Annotated in this window: 13 protein-coding genes, 1 tRNA gene and 1 pseudogene; 4 read left to right on the top strand and 11 right to left on the bottom strand. The window is 66.2% G+C overall.

Going from position 1 to position 23,109, the window contains the following annotated elements; translation table 11 throughout:
• Window positions 1-577 (top strand): hypothetical protein (locus AB0M47_RS33800; RefSeq protein WP_363421344.1); only part of this gene is annotated, 577 nt, incomplete at its 5' end.
• 19 nt (window positions 578-596) lie between these two features.
• On the opposite strand, the gene AB0M47_RS33795 is transcribed toward AB0M47_RS33800, so the two are convergent.
• From AB0M47_RS33795 to AB0M47_RS33780, 4 genes are read right to left on the bottom strand one after another with little or no spacing between them, the layout of a single operon-like run.
• Entirely contained in the window at window positions 597-1,859 is a 1,263-nt protein-coding gene (locus tag AB0M47_RS33795) for a hypothetical protein (RefSeq protein WP_363421342.1), read from the bottom strand.
• 22 nt (window positions 1,860-1,881) lie between these two features.
• Window positions 1,882-2,523, bottom strand: coding sequence for a class I SAM-dependent methyltransferase (locus AB0M47_RS33790; RefSeq protein WP_363421340.1), 642 nt, complete (start codon window positions 2,521-2,523; stop codon window positions 1,882-1,884).
• Between the two features lie 13 nt (window positions 2,524-2,536).
• The gene (locus AB0M47_RS33785; protein WP_363421338.1) at window positions 2,537-4,636 is read right to left on the bottom strand and encodes an EAL domain-containing protein; all 2,100 of its coding nucleotides are present in this window, start codon (window positions 4,634-4,636) and stop codon (window positions 2,537-2,539) included.
• A 16-nt stretch (window positions 4,637-4,652) separates the two neighbouring features.
• The gene (locus AB0M47_RS33780) at window positions 4,653-5,459 is read right to left on the bottom strand and encodes an SAM-dependent methyltransferase (RefSeq protein ID WP_363421336.1); all 807 of its coding nucleotides are present in this window, start codon (window positions 5,457-5,459) and stop codon (window positions 4,653-4,655) included.
• Window positions 5,460-5,565: 106 nt separating this feature from the next.
• Here AB0M47_RS33780 and AB0M47_RS33775 point away from each other — a divergent pair, with 106 nt between their 5' ends.
• A complete protein-coding gene (locus tag AB0M47_RS33775; protein ID WP_363421335.1) occupies window positions 5,566-6,408 on the top strand; it encodes an LLM class flavin-dependent oxidoreductase in 843 nt (280 codons plus the stop codon).
• Here the strand turns inward: AB0M47_RS33775 and AB0M47_RS33770 are convergent.
• Window positions 6,405-7,733 carry an FAD-dependent oxidoreductase gene (locus tag AB0M47_RS33770; RefSeq protein WP_363421333.1) on the bottom strand — a complete coding sequence of 443 codons (1,329 nt, stop codon included), beginning with the start codon at window positions 7,731-7,733 and terminating at the stop codon, window positions 6,405-6,407. The genes AB0M47_RS33775 and AB0M47_RS33770 overlap by 4 nt on opposite strands.
• Window positions 7,734-7,989: 256 nt before the next feature.
• Here AB0M47_RS33770 and AB0M47_RS33765 point away from each other — a divergent pair.
• Window positions 7,990-8,061, top strand: a tRNA-Val gene (locus tag AB0M47_RS33765).
• A 281-nt stretch (window positions 8,062-8,342) separates the two neighbouring features.
• Here the strand turns inward: AB0M47_RS33765 and AB0M47_RS33760 are convergent.
• From AB0M47_RS33760 to AB0M47_RS33740, 5 genes and pseudogenes are all read right to left on the bottom strand, one after another.
• A complete protein-coding gene (locus AB0M47_RS33760) occupies window positions 8,343-8,867 on the bottom strand; it encodes a YcnI family protein (RefSeq protein WP_363421331.1) in 525 nt (174 codons plus the stop codon).
• Window positions 8,868-8,917: 50 nt separating this feature from the next.
• Window positions 8,918-9,295 (bottom strand): annotated as a pseudogene (locus AB0M47_RS33755) (transposase); the annotation flags it as partial.
• A 530-nt stretch (window positions 9,296-9,825) separates the two neighbouring features.
• Window positions 9,826-10,050, bottom strand: a complete 225-nt coding sequence (locus AB0M47_RS33750; RefSeq protein WP_363421329.1) for a hypothetical protein — start codon at window positions 10,048-10,050, stop codon at window positions 9,826-9,828.
• Entirely contained in the window at window positions 10,050-17,069 is a 7,020-nt protein-coding gene (locus tag AB0M47_RS33745; protein ID WP_363421327.1) for a polymorphic toxin-type HINT domain-containing protein, read from the bottom strand. The genes AB0M47_RS33750 and AB0M47_RS33745 overlap by 1 nt, the downstream gene beginning before the upstream one ends.
• Before the next feature lie 117 nt (window positions 17,070-17,186).
• Window positions 17,187-20,657, bottom strand: a complete 3,471-nt coding sequence (locus AB0M47_RS33740; protein ID WP_363421325.1) for a LamG domain-containing protein — start codon at window positions 20,655-20,657, stop codon at window positions 17,187-17,189.
• A 1,017-nt stretch (window positions 20,658-21,674) separates the two neighbouring features.
• On the opposite strand from AB0M47_RS33740, the gene AB0M47_RS33735 reads away from it, so the two are divergent.
• On the top strand, window positions 21,675-22,475 hold the full coding sequence (locus tag AB0M47_RS33735; protein ID WP_363421323.1) for a hypothetical protein: 801 nt from the start codon (window positions 21,675-21,677) through the stop codon (window positions 22,473-22,475).
• Window positions 22,476-22,495: 20 nt separating this feature from the next.
• On the opposite strand, the gene AB0M47_RS33730 is transcribed toward AB0M47_RS33735, so the two are convergent.
• Window positions 22,496-22,771: a hypothetical protein gene (locus AB0M47_RS33730; RefSeq protein ID WP_363421321.1), complete on the bottom strand. Its 276-nt coding sequence runs from the start codon at window positions 22,769-22,771 to the stop codon at window positions 22,496-22,498.
• Between the last annotated feature and the right edge of the window lie 338 nt (window positions 22,772-23,109).

Raw genomic sequence — 23,109 nt, 5'->3', positions numbered from 1 at the left:
GCTGGCCCTGGGCCGCTGGATCGCCCGGCGCCCGCCGCGGGGCGGGCGGCCGTTCCGCTACGCCGCGCCGGTGGTGCCGATCATCTGGACGTTCATCGTGCTGTCCGCGGTCGAGATCCCCATCGCGGACCTGCTGTTGCCCTGGCGTGGTGTGCGCATCGCGATGCTCGTCCTGGGCGCGTGGGGCGTGACCTGGATGATCGGCCTGCTCGCGAGCATGTACGTCAACACTCACACGATCGGCGACGACGGCGTCAACGTCCGATATGGACTATCGATCGACTTTCCCGTGCCATGGGAGTCGATCGCGGAGGTCCGGGCGAACAAGCGCCCACTTCAGACCTCCAAGACGGTCCACTTCGAACAGACGAAGACCGGCACCGCGCTGAGCGTGGCCGTGGGCAGCCAGACCGCCGTCGACCTCGTTCTCGTCGCACCCCAAGTGGTACGCCTGCCGTCGGGTGACAGCGAACCGGTCACGGAGATCAGGATCAACGCGGACGACCCGGCCGGCTTCGTCGCCGAGGCGCGCGAGCACCTCGCCCGGCGTCGTGCGGAGTCCGCCTCGGCGCACTGACAGCTCGGCGCAGGCGCCCTCAGTCGACGTCGTGCGGGGTACGCCGCGGCGCGCTGACGGGAGCCTGACGCTGGCGGGGCATCGACGGCCGCCGGAACCGCCGCCGTTCGCGGCCCTTCGGCCGGGTCAGCAGCGCGCCGACGACCGAGATGACGGTCAGCAGCAGGACGACGACGGCGATCTCCGGCCGGGGCGTCCCGGCCGACGCGGTGTTCGGCTCGGTGAGGAAGTCGTACCAGACCAGGATCGACTGGATGAGCGTGATCGCGGTGAACACGAAGATCAGCCGGTTACGCCGCTCGTCGCGGTCGTTGAAGATGCGCTCGCGGTGGAGGCTGAACAGGTCGCGCAGCGCGGCGGTCCGCTCCTCCAGCGTCTCAGCCTCGGCGGTGGTGCTCCAGGCCTGTGCCGCGGCCTGCCGTACGCGCAGGCGGCCGGTGGTCAGGTAGCGCGCCTCCTGGCCCAGCAGCAGGTTGCGCATCGTGACGTCCTCGGTGAGCGACAGCACGTCGACGTATTGCGAGTCCACCGTGATCAGGCTGTGCTCGTCGGCCTGGCTGAGCCCGACGAGGTGGTCGGCGATGTGCCGCTTGGCCTCGTCGACCACGATCCACTCCTGGGTGGCCACCATAAGACCTTCGACGACCTCGTGCACGAGGCCCGGCCGGCCCATGGAGTGCACGTTGGTCATGCCCGTTCCGACGTGGACGGTCGCGCCCTGCGCCAGTTCCACCGGTACGCCGTACCAGCGGGCGTTGGGGAACTCGACGCCGGGCGGGGCGTCGACGCACAGCCGGTGCCACCACAGCAGGGTGCTGCTGTCCATCGCCGACGGCGGCAGCGGCCGCAGCAGCGAGGGCTCGACGACCTCGGCGATCCGCTGGCTCCATCGGGCGATCAGCGGCTCGACCAGTTCTGTGGCCGGTCCCTCGTACTCCTTGAACCGGGTGCTGCACTCCTCGTCTTCGAGGTCGAGCGAGATGTCGTCGGGCAGTTCCATCTCGATCACCACGAAGGCGATCGCCAGGCTGCTCACGTAGAGCCGGATGGCGGTGCCGCCGACTTCGGTCGCGCCGGAGAAGACCATCGTCTCCATCCGGGTGTAGACCGAGCCCACCACGTCGAAGAACAGGTCCGCGTCGTCGACGGCGGCGTCCGACTGGAACTCGGTGAGTCCGGTACGGAGCATCTCGGACAGCTCTTCCCGGCCGCCCGGCTTCATCAACGCGCTCAGCGAGAAGCGTACGGGCAGCAGGAAAGTACCGAAACTGACGATGCGCAACGCGCGCCCCTCCCCAGGTGCGTCAGCGGGCTCGCACGGCCAGAATCCAGTCGCCGTGACCGGCGTGGCCCGCCTCGGTCGTCCAATCGGGACCGAGCATATCGGCAACCCGGTCGGGCGGGAGATACAGCGGGGTGCCGGGTCCGAACGATGTGCACCACAGCAGCTGACCGCCTACGCCGAGGATCCGGCTGAACTCCCGGAAGTGGGGTACGCCGTTCAGGCTCACCAGCATCGGCACCGAACCGTCCCGGAACGGCATCCGGCGTACGTCGGCGGCGACGTAGGCGACGTGCGGCAGTGCGGGCGCGCCCGTGAGCATGGAGACGTTGACGTCGGTCGCGACGACCGGCGGGCCGACCCGGGCGAGCAGCTCGGTCGCCTGGCCGGTGCCGCAGCCGATCTCGACGATCCACTCGACCGGCCGGGCGTGCTGCAACCCGGCCGCCACCGTGGCGGCGTACCAGGGCTGCTCCACCGCCCATTCGGTCCATTCTGGAGCCATCTCGTCGTAGGTGACGGCCAGCTCCTCCCACGTCTTGTCGTCGTCGGGGTCGGCGAGGACACGTTCGAGCGCGAGCCGGCTGCGATGGGTGGACGCGTTCAGCTCAGGCGGTGGCGCGTCGGGGATCTCCACGGGGTCGTACCACAGCTGTACGGGCATACCAGCAGGGTACTCACTTCACCGCAAGCAGACGGTTGATGTGATGCGCCGGCCCCGGCGCGCCGAAATGCCACCCCTGCGCGAGGTCGCAATCCAGCCCGGCCAGCAACGACGCCTGCGCCGCCGTCTCCACCTCCTCGGCGGTGACCGTCAGTTTGAGGGTGTGCGCGAGGCGTACGACGGTGGCGAGGATCTCGATGTCGGCCGCGCTCGGACCGGCCGGACGGCGCAGCGCGGAGACGAACGGCCCGGCCAGTTTCAGCGCGTGGATGGGCAGGTTGCTCAGGTACGCCAGATTCGAGTAACCGGTGCCGAAGTCGTCGATCGCGATGCGTACGCCGAGGTCGGCGAGCCGGTGCAGGACGGCCAGCGGCTCGCCCTTGGTCGCCATGAGCGCGCTCTCGGTCAGCTCCAGTTGCAGCGCCCCGGGATCCATGTCGGTCTCGGCGAGGATGCGGCGCAGGTCGGCGACCAGACCCGGCTCGGCGACCTGACGTGGCGACAGGTTGACGCTGATCAGCGGATGCCAGTCCGGGTGCTCGCGGCGCCACCGGTCGGCCTGGGCGCACGCCTCCCGCAGCACCCACTGGCCGAGCCGGACGATCAGGCCGCTCTGCTCGGCCATCTCGACGAACCGGTCCGGGCCGAGCAGTCCCAGCTCGGGATGCTGCCAGCGGACCAGCGCCTCGACCCCGGCCGGCTCGCCGTCGTTGAGGTCCACGAGCGGCTGATAGTCGAGGAAGAACTGCTCCTCCTCCAACGCCCGGGGCATCTGGGCGGACAGCCGGTAGCGGCCGACCGCCTGGGCGTGGCGGTGATGGTCGAAGACGGCCGACCGGTCCCGGCCGTCGCTCTTAGCCCAGTAGAGCGTCGTGTCGGCGGCCTTCATCAGCTCGGCGGCGGTCGTGCCGGCGGCGGCCCGGTCGACGACCCCGACACTGGCCGCCACGCTCAACGTGTGCCCACCGAGGACGACGGGTTCCCGGACGACGGTCAGCGCCTCGTCGGCGATACGGACGAGCTCGGCCTCCCCCGGCGACTGTTCGAGGAGCACCACGAACTCGTCGCCGCCCATCCGGGCGACCAGCCGGCCCGGCCCCGACAGGCGTACGCGCAGCCGCTCCGCGACCGAACGCAGCAGCTCGTCGCCGGCGTCGTGCCCCAGCGTGTCGTTGATCATCTTGAATCCGTCGAGGTCCAGGTAGCACACCCCGACCCGGGCGTCGGGACGGGTGTCGCCCAGCGCGGCGGCGAGCCGTTCGAAGAACATCGTGCGGTTCGGCAGCCCGGTCAGCGGATCGTGGGTCGCCTGGAACGCCAGCTCGGTCAGCAGCCGCCGTTGCTCGGTGATGTCCTGCACCATCCCGACGGCGAACCGCGGCGCGCCGTCCTGCGCACGGATCAGCGAGACGGCCAGCTCCGTCCAGATCTCCTCGCCGTCGCGCCGGTAGTACGCCTTCTGCGTACGGAAGTGGTCGGAGTCGCCGCTGAACAGCTGGGCCAGATCGGACCAGACCGCCGGATCGTCGGACGGGTGCGCGAAGTCGCTCGCCGACAGCTCCCGCAACTCGTCGATGCTGTAGCCGAGCATCTCCGACAGCGACTGGTTGACCTCCATGATCCGGCCGCTGAGGTCGCCGATCCCGATGCCGATGGCGGCGTCGGCGAAGACCGCCTTGAAGCGCGCCTCACTCTCCCAGCGCGCCCGTTCGGCGGCAGTCCTGGCCTGCATCGAGGCGATGTGGATGCGCTCCTGCTCGGCCAGGGTGCGTTCGCGCAGCGCCTCGGCGTACCCGCCGGCCAGCTCGGCCAGCACCCGGCGCAGACGATCGTCCTTGTGCACGCTCCCGGCGTACGCCGCCAGCCGATCGCCCAGAGCGCGCAGCGATCCGGTGATCGCGCCGACGTCGGTGAAGTGCGAGGAGACCAGGGCGGCGCCGATCGACCGGGCCGGGCCGAGGTCGTCGCCGGCCGCGTCGAGCAGGGCGAGCAGCTCCTCGACCCGGGTGGTCAGCCGGGCCGCGAGCGCGGTACGCCCGATGACGACGTAGCTGGTCTCGGCGATGGCGTCGGTCCAGGCTCCGGCGACCTCGGACGCGTTCGGCGGTTCCACGGTGCCCGCCAGGCCGTCAGCGAACCCGGCCGACGCCCACGAACCCGGGATACTCGTACGCCTCCGGCCCGAGTTCGTCCGGGGCGTCGGGCCGCCAGAGCGGCGTCTGCACCACACCGGGATCGAGCAGGTCGAGGTCGCCGAACAACGCCGCGATCTCGGCCTGCGACCGCATCGTGACCGGGCTGGCCGTCTTCTGGTAGAGGTTCGCCGCCTGGCCGAGCTGCGCCGACTGCCGGTCCGGGCTGGCGTGCGAGATCACGATGTGGCTGCCCGGGGCGAGCCGGCTCGCGATCCGCCCGATCAGCTCGATCGGCTGCTGCTCGTCCGGCACGAAGTGCAGCACCGCGATGAACAGCACGGCGGTCGGCCGGGCGGGGTCGATCAGCGCCTTGACCCGCTCGTGGTCGAAGACGGTCGACGGCTCGCGCAGGTCGGCGCCGATGACGGCGGTCCGGTCGTTGTCCGCCAGGATCGCCTGGCCGTGCGCGACCGCCACCGGATCCCAGTCCACGTAGACCACGCGGGCCTTCGGGTCGAGCTCCTGCGCGACCTCGTGCACATTGCCCACCGTCGGAATGCCGGAGCCGAGGTCGACGAACTGGTCGACGCCCAGCGCAGACAGTGCCCGCACGGCTCGACGCAGGAACGCCCGGTTGTCCCGGGCCAGCTGCGGAACGTTGGGCATGGCCTGGAAGACCTGCTGAGCGAACTCGCGGTCGACGGCGAAGTTGTGCGAGCCGCCGAGATAATAGTCGTAGACGCGGGCGACGCTCGGCCGGTCGAGGTCGAGGTCGGCAGGGGCCCAGCTAGGACGTTCCATGGGGCGGCTCTTTCAACTGTCGGGAGGGGACGCGACGCGAGAAGCATATGCGGTATTACTGCAAGTTGCACCCGGCGGTCGACGGGTCAATCGCTACGGTGAACGCATGAAGATCTCCATCGGACTCCCCAATCCCGTCCCGGGAGTGTCCGGCCGCCTGCTCGTCGACTGGGCACGCCGGGCCGAGGAACGCGGATTCGCCGGGCTGGCCACGATCGACCGGATCGCGTACCCGAATCACGACTCGCTGACGGCCCTGGCGGCCGCCGCCGGTGCGACCAGCCACATCGGACTGATGACCAACATCCTGCTCGCCCCGGTCTACCCCGCGCCCCTGCTCGCGAAGGTCTCGGCCAGCCTCGACCAGCTCTCCGGCGGCCGGCTCACGCTCGGCCTCGCCCCGGGCGGGCGGCCCGACGACTACGAGCTGACCGGGGTGGCCTGGAATCGGCGCGGGCGGATCTTCGACGAGAGCCTCGCGTACCTACGGACCGCCTGGCAGGAAGGCCAGAGCGTCCCGACCCCGGTGCACGACCGCCGGGTGCCCGTCCTCATCGGCGGCACCAGCGACAAGGCCGTCGAGCGCGTGATCACCTGGGGTGACGGCTGGACCGCCGGCGGCGCACGGCCCGAACAGGTCAAACCCTTCAATCAACGGGTACGCACAGCGTGGGCCGACGCGGGCCGAACCGGTGAACCGAGGCTCGCGACGCTGGCGTACTTCTCCCTCGGTGACGACGCCGAGCAGGAGTCGCGTGACTACCTGAGTCACTACTACGCGTTCACCGGAGACTTCGCGAAGATCATCGCCGACAGCGCCCTGCGTACGCCGGAAGCGATCCGCGCGGCGGTGACCGCGTTCGAAGACGCCGGCTGCACCGAGCTGTACCTCGACCCGACCGCGGCCCGGCTGGACCAGGTCGACCGGCTCGCCGACCTGCTCCTCTAGCGGGTCTGGTCGGCCGACTCGCGGTCGATCCCCATCGTCAGCAGGTGCAACGCCAACGCCCGCGCCTGTTCGCGGATCTCCGGCGCGGCGGTCGTCTCCCACAGCCGCCCGCGCCGGGCCGACCCCAGCGCGAACAGCGCGGGAGCCCGATGACCCCGCCCCGACACCGCGCCGTGCTCGTCGACGGCCAGGCCCAGCTCATGCGGCCCGGGCGCGGCCAGCCCGTCCGCGACCAGCGACCGGACCAGCGGATCCCGCTCGGTCAGCCGGCCCGGCCCGGTACAGTTGATCACCGCGGCGTACGCCTGGGTCTCGATGCCGTGCCCCTTGATCACCGCCTCGATCCGGCCGTCCGGCAGCGGCCGTAGGCCGCACACCTCGCCCGCGCGTACGCGGAAGCTCCCGTCGGACCGGCGGGCCTCGACCGACGCGGCCACCTGCGGCGCCATCCGGTGACGGTGCACCTCCCAGTACCGCGCCACATGCCGCAAGAACCGCCGCTGCTCATGCTCGGGCAGACGCCGCCACATCACGTCCCAGTGCGGTCGCAGTCCGTCCATGACTCCGCGCCAGTCCCCCGTGCCGGCGGCCTGATCGCGTACCCAATGGAGCAACGCGGCCACACTCGTGGCCGCCGGCGGCACGACCTCCCGGCGGACCGACGGCGCGTGCGCCCGCGGCAACAGACCGTGGCGCGACACCGCGGTGATCTCGCGCCCCGCGAGGCTCAAGGCCACGTCGACCGCGGTCAGACCGGTCCCGATCAGCAGCACCGGCCCGTCGCCCACACCAGCCAGGACGTCCTTCTGCCAAGGATCCTGAATGTACGCCGAAAGCCGCCGGACGTCGTCGCCGGCCGCGATGGGGTGCCTGGGGGCCGGATTGCCGACCGCCAGCACGACCGCGTCCGCCGTCAGCACCACTCCATCGGTGAGCAGCACGGTCAGCCCGGCATGGGACGCCTCGAAAATGCGGCTGACGGTGCCCCGATGCACGGTGAGCTTCCCCGGCGCAACCTCGTCGACCGCGCGCAACGCCTCCGTCAAATAGTCGCCGTACCACCCGCGCGCGACGAAATCGCTACCTTCAGTATGCGCATCCCGCCGACGACACCATTCCAGAAAATCCTCAGGCCGATCCGGGTCGACGCTCATCGCCGAAACGGGCGAATTCAGCAGATGCCACCGCGCCGCCGTCGAGTACGCCACGCCCCGGCCGGGCCGCGCCTGCGGGTCGACCATGATCACGGACCAGCCGGTCCGGACCAGCTCCCGAGCAGCGACAACGCCGCTGAACCCGCCTCCGACGACCACCGCAACGGCCATGACGCGCCCCTTTACCTATAATTCCTATCGACACCATAGGATATCCCCGCCCCCAGCGCCACCCCCCACCACTTTCCCGCCGATCATGAACTAATGGTCGTGCTCGACGGCGTGTCGGTGCCCGGGACACCATGATCGCTCCCCCGAGATCCTGATCAAATCAGGCCCCTGGCCCGCCCTCCGAAGCCCGTGAGAGGCGACACGGGATACCGAGATGCGCCCGGCCCTCCGGATCGGGTACAGTCTGACCCGTCCCGGGCGATTAGCTCAGCGGGAGAGCGCTTCGTTCACACCGAAGAGGTCACTGGTTCGATCCCAGTATCGCCCACAGTTTGCGCAGCTCAGGAGCCCTCCGGAGGATCTTCCTCGGAGGGCTTCGTCAATGTTGGTGGGCAAAAGTGCTCCACATGTAAGAAGTCTGACTCGGAGTTGGTCCTTACGGATTGGGGCGTCGTCCGGGGCCTGACGGGCCGGCCGATGAGGTTCTGTCCTTCGCCGTCGCGAAGCGGTCTTCGCGCTAAGGAGCGCGCAGGCGTTTGCTCTGGCGACACCCAAGTTCGTGGCCGAGCGAAGCGTGCGTCAGTCACCTCCGCACGGCCACCGCGCTGGTCACGACGAGGTGGTTTGCTTGCGTCGGATGCCGAGGAGGCTGACGATCAGGGCGAGCGCGGCGACGGCGGGGGCTGCGATGGTGAGGCCGAGCGGTGCTCCGTTGTCGTCGGAGTCGGTGGCCGTGACGGTCATGCCGGTGCTGGCGGAGGCCGATGCGGCCGTCTTGGGGGTGAGTTTGAGGACCGGCGCGGGGTGGTTGGGTTCGGCTTGACCCGCGGTTGGGACTTCGATCCAGCGCACGACGTCGCCGTCGGAGTTGGTCTGCAGGGCTTTGAAGGCGATCTGGTCGGTTTCGGGCAGCGGTCCGGCGGAGCCGTCGAATCCCTGGAACTGGCCGGGTTTGATCGCCGAGGCGGCGTCGGCGGTCCAGGTGATCTTGGAGACAGCTTCGGTGATGGTGCTGTCGCCGGACTGGAGCGGGGTGGGGAGCTTGGTCTTCTCGGCGGTGATGGTCCAGCCGGGGACTGATTTGACCGACACCGATCCGATGGGTTTGTCGGTCGGGATGACGCATCGCTTCATCCTCGGCGAGCTGCGGTTGAGACCGGCAGCCCGCCGCGGGTCTCGATCGCTTGCGCCCAGGCCAGTTCCCGTGCGGCCGCCCGGGCTTGGCGCAGCCGGCCCAACGCGGCACCGTCCATAGCCGACAGCAGCTGCCACGCGGTCGGATCGGAGGCGACCTGCCCGAACAGCTCGGCCCGATCACGCAGCACCGCCAGATCCGCGATCGCCTGTCCACCGTCGGCGAGCATCACCGCCACATCGACTGCGACCCGGCCCGGATCATGACCCGAACGGCGCTGCCGCAACGGTTGCAGCGCAACGCTGTACCCTCCAGTCAGACCGGTGGCGTCAGCAACATCCGCCAATAGCCGCGCACCAGCGTGGCCGACGATGCCTCGCCCATCGGCCGTAACGATGATCTTCGGACGCCTTGGAGTAATCTTCACCCTGCGGGTGCCTTCCGAGGCGGGTGGTTTGGGCCTTCGAAAGCCGAATCATCCCAGATCAGAGGGCGGCGCTTTCGCATTGGTGGACCACGATGCAGGCAGCCCTTAACGAATCGCCGAGGCTAGCGGTGGCCTGCAACCCGCAGGTCGACACCACGCCGCTGCGCCGTGAACGCGCCGACGGAGTCGCCGCCACCTTGCCCGAGCATGCCTGGCATACCCGCTCGGCCAGGCCCGGATCGAAGGGACCCAGGTTCTACGACTGGGCGTGGGTGCACCTCCATCGACCTCGCACGGGGACCAGGAATACATTGTTTGGTCGCCGGCTCCAATTAAGCCACTTTCAACGATGATGGCCCCGCACTTGGCGGGCTTCGAGATCATTGCGCAAGATCGGATTCGTGCCGGGCCTTGGCGTCGATTAGGGCATCGGTATACCGGTCGCCACTAGGATGTCAAGGTGGGAGCCGACGACGTGGTGCCGATCTAGTCGTCCTCGACCGGCACCACGTCCTCGCCCACGCATCAATCTACCTGCGCCACTCGACTTGCCAATCGGAGACTTGGAACAGATTGATGAGTTCGTCCGTGTCTTTGACCCAGTAGTCACCGCCATCGGACGGATTCTCGATATCGTTTACCAAGAGAATATAGTAACCGCCGGTATCCCTCTCGTCATAATGAACGAAGATGAAGAATCCTTCGTTTTCGCCGGCAATCACCTCACCATATCGCTCAAGCTCAATCTTCGCCACTAAGGCCCCCCAGTGAGCGGAACGTGGTTGTTTGCGAGCGGTTTTCCGAGATCATCGAATATCTCGAAATGCACGTGAGGAATATTCGGCCAGTGCCCAACACCCTGCACCGAGGCGGGATCGACGCGGTATCCCCTATTCCCGTTTCTGAAGACTCCTGGAGCGACCTCAGAAGCTCCCCTTCCAAGGAAAGCCTGCCCCGTTACGTGCGCCTCATCCAGAGTAATCGTATTCCCACTAACAAAACTGGCGGAAAACTTCTTTGACGTTCTATTTGCGAACTGGTCTGCATGATTGACGGTTTCGTCGATAATGTCTTGCCTAACAACTGGCCCACCACAATTGTGGACCAGAACGGACTGGCCACCCGCTACTACATAGTAGGTGTGGACGTCACCAATTGTAAGGTCCCGCATCCAGCGTTGCCCGGTCATGATCTCTATGTGGGCGACCGTTTGTGTGGCGTTGCCGTTCGCATCTCGCAACTGGTCGCCGGCCTTGAGGTCCTTAGCCTCTGACCAGAGTCCCGTTGTGGCATTCCAGAATGGATGGTGCCAGGTCGTGTGAAGGACCGTTTCGTCGCCCGTTCGGTTGTCACGCACCGCGACGTCGGCGAGGTCCCGGTCGTCGTTGTTGTGCAGGTCGGTGACGAGCTGAGCTTTGGTCTCACCGGTTGTGGGATCGGTCGCCAGGACCTTGTCCCCGATCTGCACATCCTTGATGGCCTTGGTGGTTCCATCGGCCATCAGAACTTCGGTATCGGGATCGAAGCTGTGAGGGCACTTGGCGCCTTGGCTTCCGGTCGACTTGCCGGTCGGCCGACGAGGCGGCTTTACCGGCGTCTTGGTGGGGGTTGGAGTGTTATGGATCGTCTGCTGGATCTTCTTGGCTTCGGTGCCTTCGCGGGCGATGGACTTCTCCGCGGTTAGGGCGTCAGCAGCCGCTTGGTCGAGCTTGTCGGTTCGGCTGAGTCCGGCCTTCGCTTGTGCTTGGAGCGCGGCGATCTTCTCTTCTGTTGCGAGGGATTCCCACGGCCGTACGGTGACGGCGCCCGACTCCGCTCTGCCGATCAGCGCCAGCTCGCCGCCTTCACCAAGGGATACGAGGTCGACGATAACTGCGTCTGTGTATGCCTCGCAGTTCGCGTCGCTTGCCTCGCCTTCCCAGCAGTAGATGTTGGCGTTGGCTGCTGTGGCGAGGGTGGCTACCGGCCCGGCTCCGGTGATGGTGGCGAGGAAGGTGACGATGTCGAGGGCGTCGTGCCAGCCGCCATTCTTGCGGCAGTCGGCCACCTGGTGGCAGTTGTAGATGAGGGTGTTGTTGTTGTAGCCCTGCCAGCAGTCGTAAGGGTTGGTCCCGCCTCCGCAGAAGCCGCTGTACCAGGATCCGTCCGGGTTGGTGTGGGGTACGAAGTCTTCCGGGATGAGGCCGCTGGGGTCGGAGGATGTGACTGGACTGTTGTTCGCGTATGCGTACCCGTTCATCTGCTGCGTGTCGCCGAAGTCGATGACTGGGTCGACGGAGATGAAACGTCCGGTGTCCGGGTCGTATTCGCGTGCGCCGAGGTGTGTCAACCCGGTGGGGTCTTGCTGCCCACCGAGGTAGCCCTTGGGGTTAACCCAGCCGGGGTTGGCGCCTCGTGGGGTGCCGTACGGGGTTTGGCGGCGTTGGGTGACCGTCTGGTTGGTGTCGGCTGTGATGGCGACCTGGCTGGTGCCTTGGGTATCGCTGGCCAGCCAGGACAGCCCGGCCGTGGTGCGTTGTGCGACGACTTCGCCGTTGAAGGTGTAATAGCGGGTTGCGGTGATGGCGCCGGTGCTCTTGGTTTTAGTGAGCTCCATACCGCCGAGGTGCACGGTGATCGCATTCGGGTCGTCGGTGACTAGCCGCGCGCCACCTGCGTCGTAGAGGTAGTTATGCACGCCTGTGGTGTCGGTGAGCTTGGTCAGGTGGCCTTCGGCGTCCCATTCAAGCTTCTGACTTCCTGCGCCGGTTGTACAGTTGTTGCTGGTGGCGGTTGTGTCGGGCCGGCAGGTCATGTTTCCCACGGCATCGTATGCGTACTGGGCCGATTTGCCGTCGGTGCGGGTGAAGCCTGTCATCGCGTGCGGACGGACGACTCCGGTGCCTGGCGTCGGAACGGCATAGTTGGTGGTGATGTCGCCGTTCTGGGTGGCGTGTTCAGTCTGTGTCGTACGGTTGCCGAGGTTGTCGATTCCCCAGTTGAGCCAGTACTTGGCGGGGCCGCCGAGATTGGTGCTGGGTGCCTGGGTGCAGTCGTACGAGGCGGGGGTCCATGCTTCGGTGAGGCGTTGGGCCCAGTCATAGCTGAAGCACTGCGTGTCGCGCTGTCCCCCGGCCGGATTATCGTCGATCTTGATGACGTTGCCGAGGGTGTCGTATTTGATCGCAGCGTCGGAGATCGCGGCGACGCCGGTGGTCTTGAGGATGGCGCGTTGCCGGACGCGATGGTAGACCTCGTCGTAGTACTGCGCGGTCTGCGCGGCGGGTGCGCCGGTCAGGGCTGTCGAGCGGGTGATGGTGTTGACTTCACCGAAGTTGGTGTAGCCGGCGTCGCTCACGTAGTAGCTCGTCGTGCCGGTGTTGTAGTCGGTCTTCAGGCGCAGTGGCATCCCCATAGTCGAGTCGTACTCGTAGGTGAGCACTTCGGCGTTGAGGCCACCTGCTGCCGGCAGCGTGCTCGTCTGCGGTGATCCGTCCGCGGCGTAGGACGCCTTGAACACGTACGGAGCTGTGGCGAGCGTTCCGTAGCTCGACGGCAGTGTGAGCTGTGTCTGCGTTGGGCGGTAGAGCGCGTCGACCGCTACGACCTTGGTCACGAACGCGTCACTGCCGTAGTAGCGCGTGACGGTCGATGTGAGGCCCTTGGCGGGGCTGTCGTAGGTGTACGCGACTCGAACGGGACCGGTTGTTGAGCCGTTACGGATGGTGTCGACGCGACCTAGAGGCCCGTAGGTGTACGCGGTGATATTGCCGTTGGCGTCCTTTGTGGTCTCGACGTCGCCGATGGAGTTGTAGGTGATGCTGCTGGCGCCCTTGTCAGGATCCGTGGTGGTGGACAGTCGGCCTTGGTCGTCGTAGGTGTAGCTCCACTGGTTGCCGCCGGGATCGGTGACGGTTTTCGCCTGGCCCGTTGGCCAGTACGTGTAGCTGGTCGTGTCGTAGACGCCGGTCGGCTGTTGGGTGTGGTAGCTGCGGACCTGGGTGGTCTGGCCCTGGGCGTTGGTCCAGGTTTCACTGGCGGTGCCGGGAATCGGCGGGATGGCGGTGGTGTGGTCACCGTGGTATTCGGTGGTGGTTCGCCACTGCGCCGTGTTCTTGGAGTAGAACACTGAGGCGGTCGGGCGTCCGGCGTGGTCGTACTCGGTGCGGGTTTGGCCGGCGACGTCGGCGTCGAGCGGCGGGGAGAGCGTGGTGTTGGGCGCGGTTGCGCCGTCCCAGACCGCGTTGTTGTTCTTGAATGCCCGGCCGGCGGAGTCGTAGAAGGTGTCGGTGAGGATCCGGCCACTGCCGATCGCCGCGGTTTGTGTCTCGCGGACACGGCCCCACGAGTCGAAGATCTGGTACACGCTCTCCTGGGCGCCGTTGGCGTTCAGCGTCTTGGTTGTGGTGTAGGGCAGCTTCGCTTTGGCCTGATCGAGTGAATACGCATACTCGAGGTGTGGTGTCTGGGAGGTGGTTCGTCCTGGCTGCCACACTTTGAGCAGACGACCGAGCGGATCGTAGATCTTGGTGGTTTTGCGAGTGTTGATGTCTGACGCCACCAACGTCGATCCCCAGCCGGGTTCGATGTCTAGATACTCGGACCAGTTGGTCATCGCGTTGTAGGTGGTCGTGATCCGGGTGATGGGCCCGCCGATCGCGGGGGTATAGGCAACGCTGGTCTTCTCGCCGGAGATGTCGGTGGACCATGCGATGCGGCCTGCCGCGTCATAGCCTGCGGTACCGGTGGTTTGGAAGGTCGGATTACCGTTAGCCCAGCCAGACATTCCGTCGATGCGGGTGACGGCGCCCTTGGTGATCGCCGCGCCGATGTCCCCGCCGTCATAGGCGGTGCGTGTGATCGAGGTGATGTTGGCCGGATCTGTGGGCGGCGTGTCGCACGTGCCGATCCAGCCCTTGGACTCCGTCAGTTTTCCGATGATGTTGGCAGCTGCGTTGTGCCGGTATTCGTTATGCGTGCATTGGGTGACCGATGGCCCGTTGTTGTCCCACGACGCGCTCTCAGTGGTGACGACCAGCCCGTAGCTGTCGTACGTGAGCGACGTCGAGCTGCGCCGCCAGCCACTGTCGATCTTGGTCCGGGACCAGGTGGAAGACGGTCGCACATACTGCGACGTGACCGTGCGCCCGTCGATGGTGCGGGTGGCGGTCGCCGGCTCGAGGACGGTGGGGAAAGACATGGTGGAGCTGAGGATCGCGCCGTCGAGGTACTGGATCGATTCGAACGCCTGACCGGCGAAGGCTTCCTCGTCGCCGACGGTTCCCTGTTCGGTGCCCAGCAGTGTCGCCGTGCGGGTGTCGCCGTTGGCGAGCTTGTCGCCGTTCATGCCGCGGTAGTAGTAGACCTGTGATGTGGTCTGGTCCGCGCCGGAACCGACGGTGGTGGTGACCGATGGGTAGCCGCGCCACTCGCTCCAGGTCTTGTTGGAGGTCTTGGTGAGCCCGTCGGGGTCGTCGTAGTGCCACAGCGGCAGGTTGTCGGGGTTGTTGTAGGTGTAGGCGGTGACCACGTCCGGCGCCAAGCCGAGGGCGTCGATCTGACGGACCTCGGTCACGACGTACTTGTGGAAGTAGTCGGTGATCGGACCGGTGTAGCCCGGCGGCGTCCATTTGACGGGGTAGCAGCGCAGGATGTTGTTGTCCACGGCGGTGGGCATGGTGCCGCCCTTGGCGCACTGCTGGCTGGAGTAGGTGATCCAGAGTTGGCCGCCAGTTTCGTTGACGATCGAGTTGACGCGGCGCCAGTTCATGGCGGGGGCCCAGTCGCCTTGGGTGGCGTCGACCCTGTTGTACATCTGGATGCCGGAGAAGGTGACTTCCGGTGTGGCGAGGGTTCCGCCGACGAGGCCGGTGTGGGTGATACCGTCGAGCCACAGACCGCCGTCGTTGGCCTGGTCGGGGAACGACTGGCGCAGGGCCCACGAGTCGACGGGCTTCCACGCTGCCGTGATGGTGTTCCACACCTTCGTCGTGATGGTGGTCAGGCGTTTGGTGGACCAGAACGTCGGCGAGCCGTTACGACAGTCGGTCTGCCCGGAGGTGCACTCCTGGTCCCAGGGGGTGTCCGGCCAGTGTTGCTCGTCGTGGGTGGCACAGGCCGACAGGCATCGGTCGGCGACGGTGAAGTCGACGCGTGCGGGGACCACGGCTCCGGAGACGTATTCGCTGTCGGTGGCGACCGAGTTCACGAGCGTGCGGTTGTCGGTGCCGTAGTCGATGTGCTGCAGGTAGCCGTCGCGGTAGTAGTCGTCGAGGCTGGTCATGTCGAGGTTACGTGCGTAGTAGCCCTTCTCACGGGCGTACCAGTAGGACATGGTGTTGCCCCACAGGTCCTCGACGTAGTCCAGCTGCCAGCGCCACGCCTGGTCGCAGTAGGAGTCTTTGAACGCGGTCTTGTTGCACGGCTCGTCGGGGTTGTTGCCGAAGACCGGCACGGTGAGAACCGAGTTGGTTTCAGCCTTGCCGGACGTCCAGCCGGGCAGCCGGTGCCGGCCGAACCAGTACACCGAACCTCGGGTGTCGGTGACCTTCCAGTACTCGTTGTTGTCGTCGCCGTTGGCGAAGCTGGTGTTGGTCAGCAGCTCGATCTTCGACCCGTCGTCGTGCACGGGGTGCCATTTGCCGTCGGATCCCTTGAGCAGCTCGGTCACCGAACCGTTGAGGTTAAGGATCGCGTTGTCGGTACCCCAGCACAGATCACCGGTCTTGGTGGTGTTGTTGGCGCCGGCCGTCGTCATGTCGTCGGCGCACGCCTTGTAGCGGCGCTCAATGTAGCCAGGGTCGTAGCTGAACCCGGAACCGATCCAGCCCACCTGGTTGTTGGTCGATGCCATCCGGCCGTCGATGGACTGCGAGCTGTAGCTGATGGACGCCTCGGCCGCGGGCCCGCCGACACCCGGCGGCATCCTCAACGGATACGACCAGTTGAAGCCGCCCGTCGCCCCGCCCTGCGACCAGGTGGCCGACGACGCCAGACTGGTTGCGGAGAAGTCGCCAGCGCCCCCGGAAGCGCCGGCGACAGCGGCGACCAACACGCCCGAGGCCGTCTGAACGGCTGCGTTGCCCGCGAGTTGGTCCTTGGTCTCGGCAAATGCGGTACCTGATGTCGCGGAAACCGAAACGTCCGCGGAAATGGTCTGCGCCGCGATGTCATTCTGAGCAGCGAGCTCGGTCCAGCCGCAGCGGGCCTTGTCGGGGGTGGTCAACGCACATTCCGGCAGTGTCACCAGCCGCAGCCGGGAGGCCCACCCACCGCCGAAGGCGCCGCTGAAGCCCGAATAGTCCAGGGCTGCTCGCAGCGAGCCCGCGGTCGTGACTCCGTCCGTGCGTTCCAGGCGCATGATCACGCCACGGATGCCGGCGTTGTCGCTAACCGACTGGGGCAGGACTGTGGCCCGCAACTTGGTCGGGGCGGTCCGGTTCTTGGCCTGTGGCACGTCCGGCTGGCTGACCAGCAGTGGCAGGTCTCCCGCGCGTGTCCGGGTTCCTGGCTTCGGCGAAACGATGGCTTCCGTCGAGGTCGCGGCGGGCCATCGCGTGGTCTTCGTCGCGCGTTGCGATGTGGCTGGGTTGCTACGCAACGCTTGTGCGCCAACTGGATGTCCGGCAACCGAGGTGTAGTTCTGGGCACCGAGGAGTTGGTTGGCCTTCGGCGCTGCCGCAGCAGGCTGCCATTGCAGAAGATTTGCCATCAGGACGGTGACGGCGACTGCGGCCGTTGTGCGCAGCACGCGCTTGGTGCGACGTGGACGTAGATGGACGACGTTGTTAGCCATGAGGCAGCTCTCCCCGAGGAGTGTCAACAGCTGAGCAAAGGTCCGTGGAGATGGTTGAAGACCGAGGTGAAGGCAAGATTGGGCCCGGCGAGGTACTTCTCGCCGGGCCCGAGATGGTTAGGGCTCGCTGGTGTTGGCGTAGGTGGAGACTTCGGCATCGGTCAGGGCTCCGGCGAATGCCCGCACGGTGTCGACGCAGCCGTTGAGCCATTGCGTGTTCGTCCCTGCCGCGTTCGCGCGGCCGATGACGAGGGGCCCGGACGCCTGCCACGGGGCGAAGGCTTCATTCAGATAGCCGCTGCCGGCGTTGGCGCCGTCGACGTACAGGGTGATCCAGCCAAGTGCCGGGTTACCGACGCTGGTTGGCCGGTAGACGAATGCCAGGTGGTGCCAGTCCGCCGGGCTTACGGCGGGCACCGCGAGGATCGTGGAGGTGGTGCCCGTCGCGCTGTCTGGGATTTGGACCAGCCACTGGCCGCCGTTATCTGGCCGGTAAGACAACGCGAATCCGCTTTGAGCGGCTCCGTCCGCCGAGCCGTCTTGGGAGATGATCGTTTGGACTCCCGCAGCGGTCGGATCGGTGATCTGGACACGGGCGGCGATCGAGAACGGGCCGGTCGTGTCGAGCGCTGGCCCACTGGTGTGAAGGTCGCCCGATGTTCCGCCCAGGGACGCAACCATGCCCGTGTAGGTGACCGGATCTTGAATGTATTCGGCGTTGGTCGCGCTCAGCGACAGCGGCCGGTTGTAGCCCGACCAGTCCGCGCCACTGCCTTCCTGGCTGTCGGCGGGGCTCTGCATGTACCAGGTCCCCACATTGACCGCGGTGAGCGCAGGCAGGATGTCCAGATCGACGAATGTTGCCCGGTTCCACGCGTGTACCTCGGCGATCTGCCCCGGGAACTGCTCTGCCACAGCGCTCGCGGCCTTCCCACGGCCGACCGCAAACTTGCCAGTCGACGCCCAGGGTGTCACAGGGTCCTTGCAGGTGCTGTTGCCCGCCGAGATTCCGCCGTAGCACCGGGACCTGTCAGTTCCGTCGAGGTAGATGCTCAACGGGATGGTGCCGTGGCCGGGGTCGTAGACACCCACGAGATGGGTCCAGACTCCTGGCTGCGGTCTCGTGATGGTGCAGACTCTGAACTTCGTAGGCGCACTGGCGTCACTGTTGTAGTAGGTGAAGCACCAACCGCCGCCTATCTGCGAGGGCTTGGTCAAGCCGCTCATCAGGGGTGGTACGTAACTCAGTGAGAACGCGCTGTTGACCGCGCCGTCTTGTGAGATCACTGTGGCGGTGCTTGTCGGAAGCGAGTCGAGTTTGACCCACGCCGACACTGAGAACGCTTTCGAGGTAACTACGGCGCCGGTGGAGCTTTCCGCGTAGCCTCCGGTGAGTTTGAGTGCCTTATCCGCGCCGGATGGACCAGTCCCAAGGATCCGCCCGTCAGTCCAGGCTGCGTTACTGGTGGTGAGTGTCAGATTCTTCGGAGCAGTCCCCGTGGCGCTAGCGGTTGTTCCCATGCCCTCGTCGAGAAGCCAGGTCGACACCTCGTCTGTCGCGATGCCGACGCGGAATGTGTACTGGCTGTCGGGGCTCGAGTTGCCAGCGGCGTCGACGCCGTGGACGTACAGAACGTTGTTGAGCACATCTTCTGGGGTGACCCACACAGTGGCAGACCCTCCGACGAGCGGGCTGCCAGCGGCGTCGACTGCGGTGGCGGTATAACTGGCCCCGCCCTCGAGGTGGTAGGCGTATTTGGTCACCGCCGCGCCGTTGGCAGTGAAGGTGAACCGGCCGGGTTGGCCCAGCCCGCCGTAGACGCCTGTGTGGGTGTCGTCCGGCACCGGGTAGTCGGTTGAGGTGATGATCGGCGACGCTTGAAGGGGCTCAGACGAAACCGTGAACTCGCACCACGGCGACCACCCCGAGACTGCGCCCTGGGCGTCTTTGGCTTGGACTTGCCAGCGATACTTGAAACCTTGGGTGAGCTGCGCCAGCGAAACCGCCGCATAGTTGCTCGGGGCCGACGGCGTGGCCGGAGCGACATTGATCACGGACTTCGTCGCCTGGGACACGCCGGGTCGACCTACTAGTGGCGGGTCACGCCACACCTCACCGGTCGGGTCCCACTCCTGAGTCACGAACGTGCCGGTCAGCAGACCGCCGGCCTCGTTGTCGGGGTCGCGCAGCTTTGCCCGCAGAACCGGAGCGCTCGACCGGATCAGCGGGTTCGCCGTCGTGCACGACGTTCCCGCGAGCGTGCTGCTCGGTGCGGTCTCCATATCGGCCGACGCCGGAGTGGTGGGATTCTTGTTCCATTCGACATACAGACTGGTACGTGCTGGATCGAACTTTTTCCACCAATTGCTCGTCGTCTCGCTCGTCCCGTCCTGCTGACGGTTCAGCAGTCCCAGCGCATAGGTCGACCAACCCTGATCCAACGCGTACTGGACGCCGCTCTTGAGGGTGTCGTTGGTCCACTCCATATAGTCGTCGGGCTGGGGATCGCTGCCGCAGCCCTCGCCGCCTTGCGACGGCTTGTGCGCGTTGCCCGTCTGCTCCCCGATCCACGCTCCCAATGCCGGGCCTGACCATGTGTTCTTGCCCTTGTTGAAAGCCGAGACCGAGTAGAGGTTCACCGGCGTCGCGGTGCACGCCCACGAATGGGTCATGTAGGTCTGGAACTGTGCCTTGAGCACCGTGGCCGGGCGGCCGATTGTCGCCCCGGAGTTGAACGAGAAGAACGATCGGTAGGTGCCCGAGCCGTCCGGATTGAGCCCGACCCGGGCCACCTCGTCATCACGGGTGGCGTTTGTGGAGTCGGTGTACCCCCAGCCGGTCTGTGAGATCGTCTTCGACACCGGGTCGATGATCACCGGGTACACGGTCGTCGGGTCTGCCAGCAACGCCAGGTCCGGCCGGATCGTCAGCGCGCTGCCCGTGGCGGTCGTGGCGACCTCGGCGGTGGCCGACTGGTCAGGCACCTGGGCGGCGAGATTGCCGACATCGATCTGATCGGCAGCCAGCGTGCTGGCCCTCGCCTCGGTCTGGCTCTGCGCCGAAAGGCCTGCGGCATCCCACATCAGCCCGGTGCCCGATGAGATGGCCACGTGACCCGCCGGGGTGGCTGCGTCGAACCCACCATCCGGTTGGGGTTTGATGGCAAGGCCGGATGCGGCCAGCCCTAGGCTGACGCTGGCCAGCCCGGGGTTACTGGCCGCAGTAGCGGTCTTCACGACCAGGCTGTAGGTGAACCCGTCTGCCAGTGCACGCACACGCAGGTCGACGCCGGGCATGATTTCGGTGTACACGGCGGTGTCGCCGTCGATCGCCGCGGCGGGAAGGGCGGAAGGCCAGCTATAACTGAGTCTGCCGCCACCTGCAATGAACGTCGCGAGCGGGCCGTCGCCGCCACCGGAAAAGCGCACGGCCGCCGCCGCATTGACCGGCGCCAGGGTGCCGTCGGAGAGCCGACGGAGCGTCGTATCGATCGGAGCCCACGATCCGTCATCACGCCGCGCCCGCTGCGGGCTGGCCGACATGACGGTCGTCAGAGAACCCGACGGATTGGCGAAAGTCTGCGACACCTCTGTCCGAGACTGCGCCACCTCGACCTGGCTGCCGCACGACTTCGCCACGGCGACGGCCGCGTCAACGGTTTCGGCTTGAGCAGAACATGCCGCGAGCGCAGGACCCGGCTGCGGCCAATCAGCTACTACTCCCAGCGAAACGCCGAGGACCAGTGCAGCAGCACTCCCGACCAGACGACAGGATGATCTCCACGAGTGCGACACCCGAGTTCCCCCATGAACTTAAGACGGTTGACATCTGTCAACCGGAGGGAGAATCTAGGGCCAGACCCTGCCAGCACGTCAAGGTCAACTCTCCGTAATTGTTCGGCAGGTCGCCGGCGTCACCGGTCCGGCAGGCTTCGGTATGCCGGGAGGATGCAGCGAGCCCAGCATCGACGCAGGTGCCTCAGCCGACTTTCGCCGACCGCCGACAGTTCCACATAGCACCGATGCGCGCATTCTCCTTCGAGTTCGCACTCAGCCGGTTCTGCGTTGCGAGCGACACGCCACACAGTTGATCTTCAGCCAAACAGTGTCGACACCGGACACTCGTGATCGATGCCCATGGATACAGCAAGATCGACACGCGCCTGGGCTTCCCGGACGGCCTCGCCGATCGCAATTAGTCAATCCTTCGACGGGAATCTGTCACCAAACCGTTATCTTTCGGCATTGCGCCGGCTGGACGCCGAGGAAGTTCAGACTTGGCGACTCCTCACCCCACACCGAGCATAAGTCGGGCAATCTGGGGTCCCCGAGAAGCTTCCGTCCGCAGGCACGTCCAGCATTGACGATGAACACGACAGCCAGACCGCGCCCACGACAGCCCCATGGAGCCGATCACCTGACGATCGCACATCAACCATCGCGGCAACGCTCCTTCCCGCCAGGTCCCACCGGCCTGATCTCCGCAGAGACGGCCGTGCCATGAACCGCGTCGCCTTGAGAACTTGACGATGGGTTGCCGATCGCGTTTCATGATCCGTCGCAGGCTGGGTATCACTCAGCCGTTGCCTGTTCATGGGGGCTGAGATGAACGATCAATGGAACCGGCGGCGCACCCGGCGCAGACTCGTCGGCTTGCTTGCCATCGCAGCGATGGCAATCGCCGGTTGTTCAGGTGCGCCAGCCAAAGTCGCCACGACGCCACCGACGAAGCAGTCCAGCGATTCGGCCACCCTCCTGGCGGCGGTGACGTCGACGCTGAGTCAGTCGTTCTCCCTGAACATCCAGCAGACGATCACCGGCCCCGCGTTCATCAACACGGAGGTCGCCGGCCCCTACGACATGACTCATCACAACGCTCGCTTACGGCTGACCGAGAGCCGCACGATCAGCGACGGCGAAATCCTCGTCGTTGATGGGAAAACCTACGTGAAGTGGGCGGCCAGCGATCCCCAGCACGCCCGAGTCGATATCGACGAACTGCAGTTCATCGCGAGCCCCATTCGCCAAGCAGTTGACCCGCAAGTCAATCTCGGTCTGCTCGCAGGTGCGCGAGATGTCCAACAGACGATACCGGGGAAGTTCCGCGGCACCATCGACTTCGCGAAGGGGCGCGCCGCAGCGAAAGCCTCCGGGTGGCTAGCTGAGTTCTACGACGCAGCGATCGCGGGCATGAAGACCTCGGCGTCGCCAGCCACCTTCGTCGCCCGGACCGACGCCGAAGGCCGGATCGTTGAGTTCTGGCTCAAGGACGTGTACCTGCAGTGCGGCGAACGCATCTGCCAATTCAATCTCTTGTCCACCTACAAGGACTACGGCGTCGCGGTCGATGTAGCCGCGCCGACGGCCGTACGGCCAGCAACCAGCACGGACAACGAACGTCTCTGACGAAGGACGACCGGCAACGGCTAGGACGTTACCTGGTTCTTCTTGCTGACCCGCTGCCTGCGCCATGCCGCGGCGATGCTGACCGCTTGGCTTGCCTGCCAGACCTCGATCCAGTCACGAAGTTTCGGGGCCGGGTCCGGATGGAACAGCCGCGCCCGCCGGCGTGCACCGGCCTCGAAGATGGCGCGACGCTCGACGGCCACGGTCTCGTCGGCGTGCACAGAGTCGATGTAGATCACATTGTGATGGCGGTAGCGCACTCGATACCGCGAACGCGTCTGCTCGATCCAAGCCATCGAAACCTCCACCATGTCGGTCCGACATGCGCTGCTAGACCTAAATATCCGTCCTGCGACTATTGCGCTGCTCGCGAACGACCGAAGTCAGCCCAAACGGCCCGTCGGGCGTGGAGCAGATGTGGAGCACGACCCCTGTTCGCAACCGCACCCAACGGCATTGACCTGCGCCCCAACGGAGTAGAACCGCGTTCTACCAGATTCAAGATCGAAAATACCAGCAGCCAGTCCTATATTTGAATTCTTCGTTCACACCGAAGAGGTCACTGGTTCGATCCCAGTATCGCCCACAGTTTGCGCAGCTCAGGAGCCCTCCGGAGGATCTTCCTCGGAGGGCT

Source organism: Hamadaea sp. NPDC051192 (assembly GCF_040682475.1).
Lineage (GTDB): Bacteria > Actinomycetota > Actinomycetes > Mycobacteriales > Micromonosporaceae > Hamadaea > Hamadaea flava.
Note: the sequence above shows the minus strand (reverse complement) of the source record. Positions and strands in the feature narration are given on the sequence as shown.